The sequence below is a fragment of the Clostridium carboxidivorans P7 genome, from assembly GCF_001038625.1.
GTDB lineage: Bacteria > Bacillota > Clostridia > Clostridiales > Clostridiaceae > Clostridium_AM > Clostridium_AM carboxidivorans.
In genome coordinates this window covers 5,529,229-5,542,879 of sequence record NZ_CP011803.1, presented here as the reverse complement: position 1 = coordinate 5,542,879, position 13,651 = coordinate 5,529,229, and the positions used below count along the sequence as shown (strand labels likewise).

The following is a 13,651-nucleotide window of genomic DNA, read 5'->3' as shown; positions in this document are numbered from 1 at the left end:
TCTTTCTCTTATATTAAAAATCTATAAAAATATTATGCAGATAATTTCTGCATATTAATTATAGCCATAATAAATGATATTATGTCATTTCTTCTAGTTTATATATGCCTAATAAGTTGTAAAAGTTACATTTATTGTTTTAATTGTATTTAAACTTTTTTATTAAGCCTACTTTTTTACTATACAACAAATTTATTTTGTTGTAAAACACCATTTAAACAACTTTTTAACACATTATCAATCTCTTATTTTATATTACTATATAAAGGTACTTTTATTCAAGTATTAATTAAAATTTTTTTTGCTGTTAAATACTTCTTATTTTACTGTACTAATTTCCCTATCATTTGAAACCATTGGCTTAACACAATTTTCGACAAACTGTTTTTTTGAATTTAAGTAACTGTTTAATATTTTTAAACATTTTCATTTTGTGTACTTTTTTATAGTATTTATTATAGCTTCAGTTCCATTTTTAACTGTGCTATTTTCCATATTATTTATATATTTATTTCTATTATTACATAATTCTCTTAAATTTTCCATCAAAACATTTTCATTCAATTCTTCTTCTTGTATTACAATACTATATCCACTCTTTTCAAAAGAAGCTGCATTTAAAATTTGATCTCCTCTGCTGGATTTCTTTGAAAGTGGAACTAGTATATTAGGTTTTTTTAAAGCTAGAAGTTCAAATATTACATTAGCACCTGCTCTTGATAAAACTATATCTGCTGCATTCATAACATGCGGAAGCTCTTCATTTATGTATTCAAATTGCTTATAACCTTTTTTCTCCACTAATCCTTTATCTAGGTTTCCTTTTCCGCATATATGAACAATATTATAGTCTTCTAAAAATTTGTCTATATTGTTTCTTATAATATCATTAATGAATTTAGATCCAAGACTTCCCCCTATTATTAAAAGCACAGGCTTTTCTTGCCCAAATTCACAAATTTTGCGTCCTAATATTCTACTTCCATTTAATAGTTCTTCCCTTATAGGTGTCCCTGTAAGTACCGCTTTGTTATCCTTTACCTTATTTACGGATTCAGGGAAAGTTACACATACTTTAGTACAATAAGGAGTTGAAAGTCTGTTTGCAAGTCCTGGAGTCATGTCAGACTCATGAGCAATAACTGGAATTTTATTTAGATGAGCCGCTATAACCACTGGTACAGCTACAAACCCACCCTTTGAAAACACTATATTAGGTTTTTCTTTTTTCATTATTACTACTGCTTGACATATTCCTTTTAGTACTTTAAAAGGATCTGTAAAATTTTTTATATCAAAATATCTTCTAAGTTTTCCGCTAGATATTGCATAATAATCAATCTTTTCTTGTTCAATTATTTTTCTTTCTATACCATCCTTAGTTCCTATATATTTTATTTCATATCCTAGTTCTTTTAGTTTCGGTACTAAAGCAAGGTTTGGTGTAACATGTCCCGCTGAACCTCCACCAGTCATTATTATTTTTTTCAACCTTTTTCCTCCCAACACTTATTTCAAATAATAAAATCCATATTTCCAATTTATATAATACTACTTTAGCATGGTTTAGTCCACAACCTTATAGCTTTTAGTTTATGTCTGAAAATTCCACATTTATTCTATCATTTATATTTTCAGTTAAAATAGCATAATTACCTATATGATTTTCTTTTTCACTAACCTTTTTTAATTTCACTATGAACTCAGTACCTTTGCCTACTTCACTTATGACTTCAATTTCTCCATCCATAAGTTCTATTATTTTTTTTACTAAAGCGAGTCCAATACCAGTTCCTTCAGCCCTCCTAGTCAATGAACTATTTAACTGTGAAAACCTATCAAATATAGAGTTTATTTTGTCACCAGGTATGCCTATACCAAAATCCTTTACACTCAAATAAAAATATTCTTCCTCACTTTTAAGCGTTACTATAATCTTTTTTCCTTCAGGCGTAAATTTTATGGCATTTGAAAGAAGATTCAATAAAATCTTTTCATATTTATCCTTATCAAGCCTTACATTAATTTCTTCTTGATTAGTATCAAAGATAAGTTCTATACCTTTACTTACAGCATAGGAATTGGAAGAGTTTATAATAACCTCACTTACATAGACTGCTTCAAAATTAGTATTATTTACACTTAGGAAACCTGCTTCTGCCTTTGATATATCTAATATGTTGTTAATAAGTTTTAACAATCTGCTGCAATTTTGATTAATTCTAGAAAGCGTTTTGTCCATATTGGGAGTTATTTCTTTATCATAAACATCATAAGCTAATTGTAATGATGAACAAATTATAGTTAACGGAGTTCTTAATTCATGGGAAATTATCGTAAAAAATTCATCCTTTAATTTTGTTATTTTCTCAAGCTCAATATTATGATTTACCTCTTCTGTAATATCAGATCCATAAATATGTATTCTAGTATTGCTATTTTTATTTTTGTAAGGGGTAAACTTTATCTTATAAAATCTTTCCTCACCTTTATCATCTTCTATTTTATAAGGATTAATAGCATATGGTTTGTTTTTTTCTCCTACACTATTTAATATTTTATATAAATTTCCCTTAACATATTTGTAACTTCCTTTTTCACAATCTAAAGCCTTTTCATCAAACATAATATAGTTATTATACCCAAGTATTTGTTCATACTTTTTGTTCATAAGCCTATAGCTTATACCTGGATAATCTACTACAGCTATAGGAACATCTACAGTATTTACTACATCTTTTATAAAAGCAGCTTGCTCTTCTGCATTTATTTGATGAAGTCTTGATTCTGTAACATCTTTTATTGTCATTATAGTATAGATTATTTCATCCTTTTTATTTAATATAGGTGATATATTTAATTCTAGATATTTAATTTCAAAAGTAACTCTATCCTCAATTTTAAATATCATATTTCTCATGGTCTTTTTTACTTTAATATAATCATAAATGGTTTTTTCAGTAGTTTGACCTTCATCATTAATGTAAATTGCTTTATACTTTTCTGAAAATGCACTTTCATCTACTAATTGTATAACTTTTAAATTTAGTATTTTAAAAACTGCCTTATTACACAAGCTTAACTTTTCATTGGTATCAAAAACCATTATTCCTTCTGAAATATTGTTTATAACATCCTTTAAATGCATAAGATGCTGCTTTTCTCTATTTCTTAATATTTCTATAATGTCGCACTTAGTCTTTAATTCTGTTGACAATTCCAAAAACTTTTTTCTCTCATCTTTAATTTTTGCATTATACAAATAATCATCTAATGTACTTGCAAATATTAAAACTGCTCCTTCAACTTTACTTTTTTTTATTAAAGGAAAACATGTTAATGAAACATATTTAATTTCAGAATTGCATTTAAACTTTAAAACTTTATTTTTTGTATCTTCTTGATTATTTATAGCTCTATATAATGGATTATCTTTTTTTTCAACTTCTTTATTAGTTTCCGTAGAAAGTTCATATTTACATGAAGCATCAAAAAAGTTTTTAAAATCATTTATTTGATATTTAAGCAAGATACTTTTTGCCTTATCATTAATATAAATTATATCCCCATCTTTATTCGCTGCACATAAAAAATTCGGAAATGTTTCTACTAATTTTTCCGCTAAATTGCTGCCACTGAATATATCACTCATAGAGTTATTCATTAATAAACTTCCCCCAATTCACAATTATGATAAATTAGATTATACATTTAACATAATTAATTTCTTTATCTACCACAAAGTTCCCCTTATTGTATTTATAGCAGTACATTTTTACATGGATAACCTAAAATCCTTTACCACTAATTGCAATGACCTATTCCCATTAAATTCATTTATTTCTGGCGAAAATATAAAGTCCAATTTCAAATTGGCTATATTACTTTGCAAAATTTCTTTAAGTCTTTTCTCACCATAACTTTCTTCTATAATTTGTTTAAATTTATCTCCACCATCAAAACAAATAGCATCTAATTTTTCAAAGTTATTTGTATTTCTGCAGAAAAATTTCACTACATTTTTTTCCTTGCCAATAAAATATACTCTAAATACATTTATATTTTTTTCTGCAAAATAAGGATGAGAATTGCTCTTTCCAAATGGTTCTAATTTTTGAATTTCATTTATTAAATCAAAGTTAACTTGATTTAGACTTAATTGTTTATCTATCCTTATTTTAGGTGTTATATCATCTTTTGTGAGACAACAGTTATCATTTAAAACTTTCCTAAATTTATCTATATTTTCTTCTTCTATAGACAATCCTGCTGCTAAAGGATGACCTCCAAACTTTTTTAACATATCTTTGCATCTTGTAAGCTCATGAAACATATTGTATTCTTCAATAGATCTCCCTGAACCTTTAGGCGTTTTTTCTCCTTTTGTAATTACAATAGAGGGTACATTATATTTTTCTTTCAATCTTCCTGCAACAATGCCAGCTATGCTTTCATGAACATCTTTTTTATAAATGACTAAAACTTTATCATTTTTCATATTTGAATTTTCTATAGTCTCTATAATTTGATTTACGCTATCCATAGTCATGTTTTGTCTCTGTACGTTTAATTCATGAAGTTTTTTTGCAAAACATTTAGCTTCTTCATCATCATTACATAAAAGAAGTTTCAAAGCCAACGTAGCACTATCCAGTCTTCCTGTAGCATTTATGCATGGTCCTATGACAAAACCTATATGATATGAATTTATTTTCTTTTCATCCAAAGCCGTTTCCTTTATAAGTGCTTTCAATCCAATATTCTCAGTTTTGTTTAACATGTCCAAACCATTTTTAGCAATAATTCTGTTTTCATCTAATAAATCTACTACATCACATATAGTTCCAATGGCTGCATATTCTATGAATTTATATGATTTTTTTTCGTCTATTTCCATTTTGCTATAAAGTACTTGTACAAATTTAAATGCTACCCCTGCACCACACAATGATTTGAAAGGATAATTACAGTCTTCTTGTTTTGGATTTATTATGGCATCTGCTTCAGGTATAGCAAAATTTTTCTCTCCATCAGCTGCTTCTGTAAATGGTATATCATGGTGATCTGTTATTACCACTGTCATATCAAGTTCTTTAGCAATTTTTATTTGTTCCAAGGCTGATATACCATTGTCACAGGTTATTATAGTATCATATCCTTCTTCTTTAAGAACTTTTATACTTTCACTATTTATACCATAACCTTCTGTAATCCTATCTGGTATGTGATATTTTACTTCAGCTCCACATTCTACAAGAGCAGAATATAAAATGTATGTACTTATAATTCCATCTGCATCATAATCACCATATACTACTATTTTATTTTTTTTCACTATAGCATTCTTTATAATGCTTGTTCCCTTATCCATATCCTTCATAAGTAGAGGATCATATAAATACTCCAATGAAGGATTCATAAACTTCCTTATTTTATCCTCCGTTTTTACTCCTCTATTTATTAAAATGCATGCTAAAATTTCACTTATCCCTAAATTTTTAGCTATATTTCTTGCATCTCCATTGCATCTTTTTAACATCCATTTCTTTTTCAAACGTTCCACCTCTTTCTTTACTATATTATTATATATTCTAAAACAGAAAGTTAAAAGCATATGTAACTGTTATATTATGCCTTTAGATTTAATTGCACACAATATTTTAAGTTAAACATTAATTTTGTTATAAAATTCATTAAAATGTACAAAATGTATATTGTGATAAAAATTGAAAGAGAGGACTTAAGATGAAAAAAAAATTAACAATTGATGGAATGAGTTGTATGCACTGCGTAAATCGTGTTTACCATGCTCTAATGAATATTTCAGAAGTAACTTCTGTAGATATAGATTTAAAAACTCAAATTGCATTTTTAGAAAGCAATAAAACTATTGATGATGATATAATTAAATCTGCTATATCAAATGTTGGATATAAAGTTACTGAAATAGAAAAAATTTATGTTTAAGGCATCTGAAAGAAAATAATAAGTCCAGATGCGGCGAATATTTTGTGTAAGGCAAGGAGGCAGGTTCCACAGATAGTCAACCTATCTAAGGGTTCTGCCAACGCTGTATGACACAAAATAGACTAGCAGTTGGACTTATTATTTTTTTGAAGATACCTTAAGCATACTGTATAGCAATATGCTTAAGATAAAATGTGAAATTTTTATTCTGCCTTACCAACAGCAGCTAAATAAATTGTAAATTCTTCATTACCATCTACATTTATAAGCTCATCAATCTTCTCCTGATCATAAGCTGCTACAGCACATACTCCTGAATTTATGCATTCTGCTGATAAATATAAGTTTTCACAAACATGACCTGCATCTAAGGCTATTAGTTTAGGAGAAGCTATATCATATCTCCATTCCATTCTATATGGAATAGTAGTCCAAATAAAAGTTACTGCACTTTTTCCTACAAATCTTTGATTAAATACAGCTTCATCTAATTTTCCTTGCAAATCTTCAACAGAAAACAAAAAGGATAATTTATGTTCAAGAGGTAAATATCTATAAATTCCTTTTTCTAAACCTTCAACTTTTGAAACCGCTATGTAAGTTTCAAATGAATGTCTAGCTCCAGCTGAAGGCACAGTTCTTAATGTAGCATATCCTTTATTAACTATTTTTTTAACTCCTTGTACGCTCCAAAGCAAAAATGATAATTCTTCTAAAGATAGAGGCTGATTTGAAAAAACTCTCCTTGTTTTTCTATGTTTCAATGCTTCGAAAACACTGGTTTCCCCTAAATTTATATCTTGAATAGATACCAAATCAATTAAAGGAATTGAAGATGAAGAACTTTTTTGAACTGCTGGTTGAGCCAATTCCTTTTCCTGATCTGTTTTAATATTATCTAATTCTTTAAACACATTAGCTTTTAAAAAATCTTTTAATACTTCTTTATTCATAGTAAACCATCTGCCTTTCCGAAAATTTTCTTAAAATTCAAATATATTTACAATTATTATAACATAAAACTCATATGTTGTTAAAAAATTACTTTATAAACATCTCTCATTTACTAGTTATCACTTGAATACTAGGGTTATTTAGAACTTTATTTATAACTTCAATTATTTTTTCTTCATTAATATTCTCTAATCCTTCAACTTCCTTATAAAGTTTTTCTGCATCATCATACATTATTTCATATGTACTTAATTCTTTACATAATTGAATAGCTCTTTCTAGTTTTAACTGTCTTTTTAATTTTATGTTTTTACTTAAAGCTTTTATTTTCTCTGTATTAAAGTAACCTCTTTTATTTTTTATTTCTCTAATCTTTTCATTAATTAAATTTATAGCCTTATCCACATTTTCTGCAGAAGTTCCCATGCTTATAATAAAGTTTTTTACTCCTCTTTCATTTTTTATATAACTCTTAACATCATATGCCAATCCATTTTTAGTTCTTATTTCATCAAATATTATACTGTTAGTACCTTCTCCAAAGGCTGAATTAAACAAATTTAAAACTCTGCATTCTTCTTCATTTAATTCATCTATAGAAAAAAGATACTGTATCTTAGCTCCTTCTATATCTGTAAGTTTTTCTACAAATAACCCTTCCTTATTTTTTTCCTTACCTGCATCTATAATTTTATGAAAGCTTCTACCCCAATTTCCAAAAAAATTATTTACTATATTAATTACATATTCAAAATCAAGAGAAGAACAAACAGCCACAGCACAATTTTTCGGATTATAATAAGTATTATAAAATTTTTTTATTTCATCCAATGTAATATCCTTTATATCTTCTTCCGTTCCTATTATTCTATTCCTTATTCTTTTACTTGAAAAAGAATTATAAAGCAATGTATCTTCGCAATACTGGTACATATCATCTTTCCATTCTTTAAGTTCTTCTAAAATAATATTCATTTCCTCTTTAAACCCTTTTTCAGGAAATGTAGGGTTTAAAATTATATCAGAATAAACCTCTAAACCTTTTTCAAAATCCTCAGAAAGACAAGTTCCATAATAAATTACATATGAAAAATTAGTCATAGCATTTTCAAATCCAAATATTTCACTACATATTTTATTTATTTCTTCTTCATTCCTAGATTTAGTCCCCTTTGATATCATATGTTCCACTGCATGAGCTGTACCTAATTTAAATCTTCCTGTTTCTTCTAAAGCTCCCCCATTAAACGCAATGCAGAAAGATGATAAATCACCTTCTCTATGTTCATATATTAATTTCATTCCATTTTCTAATGTCATTTTCTTCATAATATAAATCACCCTTCTTAAGTATTTTTCAAATTAAACTCATTATTTATTCTAATTTCATAATCTAAGCACATTGGGACACAACTTTTTAGGTGGAGTCCGCATTGAATATATGGTGTATAAAAGCCAACCGTTTATTAAGGAACTCTAATGTCTAAAATTTAAAAAGTTGTGTAGTAACTATTGTAATTTTAATATGAAAAATTCCTTATAACAATATAATTAGATGCGTACACTTGAACTTACTAGTTTGGATTTTAACTTTTATGCAGTGATATATGATAAGTGTGTCATCACATTAGCTAAATTGTTTTAGTATTATTCCTAGTTCTAAGTTTTGGAAAGCCTTAGAACTTTAGAATAATTAAAACATTTAGCCGTGATGACACACTTATCATATATCACGGAGTAAAAGTTAAAATCCAAACTTCAACTGCACCCTTGTGTCGCATAATTTTATTTTCTTTGCAAAAATAAAAAGAGAGATATCCTCTCTCTTTATTTTACTATTCTTGAATTATATATGGTACCGTAATCATTGCTATATTTCTTCTTTTTAAAAGCATAGTTTTTATAAATAATGCTGTTTGATTGTGAAGTATATTCCCCCACCACTTTCCAACTACAAACTGAGGCATTATTACAGTTACAGTATCCCTAGGCCCTGCTGCATATTCTTCTGATTCTATAAATTTAACTAGCGGCGTTACTATATTTCTATAAGGTGATTTCTTTATAATTATAGGAATACCTACATTATATTCTTCCCATCTTTTAAGAAGTTTTGCCGTTGCAGCATCATCTACTGAAACGTGAAAAACTATTATTTCATCTGATATAGTTCTTGCATAATTTAATGCCTTTAAAAAAGCTTTATTTAATGTATCAATTGGTAGTATCACATATCTTTTTTGTTCTTCAAAATTTATTTCCTTTGGTCTTTGATCTACATTCAATTTTAGCTGCTCAGCAACTACTGTATAATGATGTTTTATTTTTATCATTAAAAGCACAAGAGCTGGCACTACAATACATACTATCCAAGCACCATGTCTAAATCTGGTTACTCCAATTATTAATGCTGTACCAAAAGAAACTATAACTCCTAATCCATTTATAAAAGCTTTATGTCTCCATGCACCCTCTTTACTTCTTACCCATTTAAGAAACATTCCTGATTGAGACAAAGTAAAAGATATAAATACTCCTACTGCATATAAAGGTAATAACAAGTTAGTATCTCCTTTAAATGCTATAACAAGAATACATGAAAATACAGATATTAATATTATACCATTGGAAAATCCTAATCTTTTTCCTCGTTTTGCAAATTGTCTTGGCACAAATCCGTCCTTTGCCATAAGAGCTAATAATAATGGCAATCCGCTATAAGCAGTATTAGCAGCCATAATAAGTATGATTGCTGTTGTTATTTGAATTAAATAGAAGAAAAAGTTTTTTCCAAAAACTTGAGCAGATATTTGTGCTACCACTGTAACATCAGCTCTAGGTACTGCATGATACAATGTTGCTAAATAAGATAAACCTCCAAATACGAAAAAGATAGTTAATGCCAATAATTCAAGTACTACTTTTGCATTTTTTTGTGAAGGCTCCTTAAAATTAGGAATACCATTACTAACTGCTTCTATACCTGTTAAAGCTGTACATCCAGAAGCAAAGGCAGTTAAAAACAATCCTATACTCATATGGCCTGTCCCTTGTGGAATCGCGTATTGAGCAACTGGAGTGTATCCAAACACGTGAACTTTGATTATTCCATATAATATCATTCCAATAACTGCAAATATAAATATATACGTAGGCACTCCAAAAATTCTGGAAGATTCTCTTATTCCTCTAAGGTTTCCTATTGTCATAATTATTATAAGAAATATTGTTATTGGAACCTTATGTTGAATTAGTGAAGGTACTGCGGAAGTTATTGCTGCAGTTCCTGCACAGGTACTAACTGCAACAGTAAGAACATAATCAATAGACAATGCTGCTCCTGCCACAAGACCTGGTACAGTTCCAAGATTATCTTTAGCTACTATATATGACCCACCACCATCTGGATAACTATCTATAGTTTGTCTATAAGAAAATACAAGTATAAACATTAAAGTTACTATGCACAAAGTTGCATAAAACATATACTTATATGACGCAGCTCCCATAGTAGATATTAAAATGAGCAAAATTGCCTCTCCAGCATATGCCACAGATGATATAGCATCACTAGACAAGATAGGCAGTCCCCAAAATACATTAAACTTTTCATTTTTCAATTCATCTGTTTTTAAAGTTTTTCCTATAAGGAATTTACCTAACTTTAACTCCATTTCTACACCTCTACAAAGTTATATTTTAATCTTTTTTAAATTATGGAATGATTATATATCATTCTATCTTTTTGTCATAGCTCTTATTCTTGCATTTTTGGTTTATTTTATTTTAAATTTGGTAGTTTTATTCACATAAAATTTCTATTGCGTTTGTTTTTTAATTAATGCTAGTCCTAGAATGAATATTAGTATATTGAAAATTATTTTAATATTCGTAATTATAAGTCCATTGAATATTTATTTTTCATTTAATCATTATTTATTTGTTATAAATCATAAATATCATATATCTACTAAAATTATAAAATAAAGATCAAGCAGACTACTTCCAACGTTAAAATACTTTTTATAAAAAAAATGAAACTAAATTTATATGAATTTTAATATAAATTTAGTTTCATTTTTTAAAATTATTATATTTTCTTTTTTATCATTTCAACACTTAAATTTGTTAACTTTTTTTAAATTTAATAAATTACATTTTATACATAATTTTCTTTCAGGTACCTTATCACATAAGATAAATTTTATTACCTATTTTCTACTAAATTTAAAAGCATAGCTTCCTTTAAGTTTTCCACAACTTTCACATCTTCCAAATTTTCAAGTATCTTAAATGCAAAATGTATAGCTGTAGCTGGTCCCCTGCTGGTTATAACATTACCATCCTGCACAACTATATCTTCACTATAAACAACTTCTCCCAATTGTTCTTCAAAGCCTGGATAAGATGTACCTTTTTTACCATCAAGTACTCCTGCTCTTCCAAGAACTATAGGTCCTGCACATATAGCTGCTACAATTTTGTTTTCTTTATTGAATTTTTTTACAAGTTCTATTACCTTTTCATCATCTCTTAAATTAGAAGCTCCAGGCATTCCTCCTGGAATAACCACTGCATCATATTTATCCACATCTACCTTTTCTAGGAGGTTATTAGCTTTTACATGTATGCTGTGTGATCCAAGAACTTCCTCTTCACCATCTATAGAACATGTTATACAGTGTACACCACCCCTTCTTAGTACATCCACTACTGTTAACGCCTCTACTTCCTCAAATCCTTTTGCTAATAAAACTATTGCTTTTTTCATAAATCTATCAATCCCTTCTAACCTTTCACTACTTCCCTGATAACATTATAATTGTTATCACTACTACTTACAAATCCATCTACATTAGAATTAATTCCATCAAATTCCTTGAATTCTATAAATGCATTTTTTAATCTTTCTACAATTTCTTTATTTAATCTAGGATTTACAGCTATAGCGTCCTTTGGAATATCATCTGTTTTACTAATTATATTAATCTTACTTATATCAACTCCACTATTTTTTGCATTTTCCAGAGCTTCACTGTATGTTGCACCAGCATCTATTTCTCCTGCTAAAACTCCTTTTATAACATTATCATGACTGCCCATAAAATTGACCTTTTTAAATAACTGTTTTGGGTTTAATCCATTAGTTTTTAATATATGTTTAGCATATAAATATCCTGATGCACTTTCTTTATCTACATAACCAAACTTTTTATCTTGTAAATCTTTAATAGTTTTTATACCACTATCTTTTCTTGTTATTATATATCCATTATAAGAAGTTTTTCCATTAATCTTAGGTGTAACCATAGGAATTACATTATTTTTCTTATGAGCGCTTACATAAGCAAAAGGCGAAAACCATCCAACATCTATAGTATTATTCTCTATACCAGTTCCAAGCGCATCATAATCTTTTACAATAATAGCCTTAGCTTTTAATCCTACATTTTTACATACCCTTTCTAATATAGGAATATACATAGTTTTTATATTTTTAGGCGACGTGAAGGGATTTATTCCAAAAATTATTTCATTATCTTTTTTCATCTTAACAACTAAATTTTGAATGTAGTCTGACGTATTACTTAACTCATTACAATAATTTAGTAACTCTCTACTCTTACCTTCCTGTGCATCTATCATTTCTATAGAACCACAGGTTGAAGAATAGGTTTTTTCTATAGCAGTAGCTACCATATCAACTGCTGTTTGTATATTATTTGAGGTATTCATTTGTTCTGTAGACATATCCTTGAGATTTTTTACAGATTGTACATTATACTTCACTGTATCTTGTACCTTAGATAGTAATTGAAATGAATTCATAACAACATCTTGAAGACCATCTATTTCACCTTTAAATTTATTCATAGACGTATCCGATTGATTAATATCTTCAACTATTTCTTTAACAATTTCATCTATACTTACAACTGCTTTTTCTGTTTCATCAGATAATTTTCTTATTTCTTCAGCTACTACTGCAAATCCTTTTCCAGCTTCTCCTGCCCTAGCTGCTTCAATTGAAGCATTCAATGCTAATAAGTTTGTCTGATCAGATATTTCTTTTATATAACTTATAAAGTTATTTATCTTTTTAGAAGAATCTTGAAATTTTAAATTGTTCTTTGATAAATTTTCTATACCTTCAACTAACTTTGTTAAATAATCACCTATATTTTTAACATTTCCTTTGTTATTTTCTAATACATTAAAAGATTTTTTTGAGTTCTCTTCTATTGCTATAACATCATTATTAAGTTTTTGTGATATTTCTACAAATTCATTAATTCCAGCATTTATTTCTTGTGTGCTAGCGCTATTTTGTTCACTATATTTTTGAATTTCGTGAGAAACATTAACTACTTTTAATAGAGTATCTACACTATCTTTACAAAGCCACAATAATTGATGAATATCAAACCCTAAAGTTTGCCAACAAGAAAATAATTTCTCTAAATTTTTATCTTCATCATGTACATTATCTTCTTTTAATGATGTTTTTGTTGTTTTTTTACTGGTATCTAATATATTAAGCATTAATATTACAATTATAATGTCAACTAATGTTACTATCATAATATATTTAAATCCTGGATTTAGTAAAAAACATATAATTAAGTTAAAGAAAGCAATAGTTATTGCAATAAAAATACTGCTTGTCCACGTACTTTTCAAAACCATCACCCCTATTTTCAATATTAATAAAGACCTGCTAAGGCTTCCT

Annotated in this window: 9 protein-coding genes; 1 reads left to right on the top strand and 8 read right to left on the bottom strand. The window is 27.8% G+C overall.

Annotated features, from left to right (window positions below):
* Positions 1-426: 426 nt before the first annotated feature.
* From Ccar_RS24905 to recJ, 3 genes are all read right to left on the bottom strand, one after another.
* A complete protein-coding gene (locus tag Ccar_RS24905; protein ID WP_179945267.1) occupies positions 427-1,476 on the bottom strand; it encodes an undecaprenyldiphospho-muramoylpentapeptide beta-N-acetylglucosaminyltransferase in 1,050 nt (349 codons plus the stop codon).
* Positions 1,477-1,588: 112 nt separating this feature from the next.
* Positions 1,589-3,664 (bottom strand): PAS domain-containing sensor histidine kinase, encoded by a 2,076-nt coding sequence (locus tag Ccar_RS24900; RefSeq protein WP_007065043.1) that lies wholly within the window; start codon positions 3,662-3,664, stop codon positions 1,589-1,591.
* Between the two features lie 111 nt (positions 3,665-3,775).
* Positions 3,776-5,554, bottom strand: coding sequence for a single-stranded-DNA-specific exonuclease RecJ (gene recJ / locus Ccar_RS24895; protein WP_007063286.1), 1,779 nt, complete (start codon positions 5,552-5,554; stop codon positions 3,776-3,778).
* A gap of 191 nt (positions 5,555-5,745) precedes the next feature.
* Here recJ and Ccar_RS24890 point away from each other — a divergent pair, with 191 nt between their 5' ends.
* Complete coding sequence (locus Ccar_RS24890; RefSeq protein ID WP_007063287.1) at positions 5,746-5,967, top strand: heavy-metal-associated domain-containing protein; 222 nt, start codon at positions 5,746-5,748, stop codon at positions 5,965-5,967.
* Between the two features lie 203 nt (positions 5,968-6,170).
* Here Ccar_RS24890 and Ccar_RS24885 read toward each other — a convergent pair whose 3' ends face one another.
* The 5 genes from Ccar_RS24885 to phnD form a co-directional block, all read right to left on the bottom strand.
* Positions 6,171-6,920 carry a SagB/ThcOx family dehydrogenase gene (locus Ccar_RS24885; protein ID WP_007063288.1) on the bottom strand — a complete coding sequence of 250 codons (750 nt, stop codon included), beginning with the start codon at positions 6,918-6,920 and terminating at the stop codon, positions 6,171-6,173.
* A gap of 106 nt (positions 6,921-7,026) precedes the next feature.
* Positions 7,027-8,250, bottom strand: a complete 1,224-nt coding sequence (locus tag Ccar_RS24880) for a M16 family metallopeptidase (protein ID WP_007063289.1) — start codon at positions 8,248-8,250, stop codon at positions 7,027-7,029.
* 506 nt (positions 8,251-8,756) lie between these two features.
* Complete coding sequence (locus Ccar_RS24875; RefSeq protein WP_007063290.1) at positions 8,757-10,595, bottom strand: APC family permease; 1,839 nt, start codon at positions 10,593-10,595, stop codon at positions 8,757-8,759.
* A gap of 533 nt (positions 10,596-11,128) precedes the next feature.
* Positions 11,129-11,692 (bottom strand): DJ-1 family glyoxalase III, encoded by a 564-nt coding sequence (locus Ccar_RS24870; protein ID WP_007063291.1) that lies wholly within the window; start codon positions 11,690-11,692, stop codon positions 11,129-11,131.
* A 17-nt stretch (positions 11,693-11,709) separates the two neighbouring features.
* A complete protein-coding gene (gene phnD, locus Ccar_RS24865) occupies positions 11,710-13,602 on the bottom strand; it encodes a phosphate/phosphite/phosphonate ABC transporter substrate-binding protein (RefSeq protein ID WP_169823850.1) in 1,893 nt (630 codons plus the stop codon).
* Positions 13,603-13,651: the final 49 nt, after the last annotated feature.

What these genes read in the sequence shown, in the direction of transcription:
- Ccar_RS24885 (WP_007063288.1), bottom strand. Translation starts at nt 6,920, where the DNA reads ATGAATAAAGAAGTATTAAAAGATTTTTTAAAAGCTAATGTGTTTAAA.
- Ccar_RS24875 (WP_007063290.1), bottom strand. Translation starts at nt 10,595, where the DNA reads ATGGAGTTAAAGTTAGGTAAATTCCTTATAGGAAAAACTTTAAAAACA.
- Ccar_RS24905 (WP_179945267.1), bottom strand. Translation starts at nt 1,476, where the DNA reads ATGACTGGTGGAGGTTCAGCGGGACATGTTACACCAAACCTTGCTTTA.
- Ccar_RS24880 (WP_007063289.1), bottom strand. Translation starts at nt 8,250, where the DNA reads ATGAAGAAAATGACATTAGAAAATGGAATGAAATTAATATATGAACAT.
- Ccar_RS24890 (WP_007063287.1), top strand. Translation starts at nt 5,746, where the DNA reads ATGAAAAAAAAATTAACAATTGATGGAATGAGTTGTATGCACTGCGTA.
- Ccar_RS24870 (WP_007063291.1), bottom strand. Translation starts at nt 11,692, where the DNA reads ATGAAAAAAGCAATAGTTTTATTAGCAAAAGGATTTGAGGAAGTAGAG.
- Ccar_RS24900 (WP_007065043.1), bottom strand. Translation starts at nt 3,664, where the DNA reads ATGAATAACTCTATGAGTGATATATTCAGTGGCAGCAATTTAGCGGAA.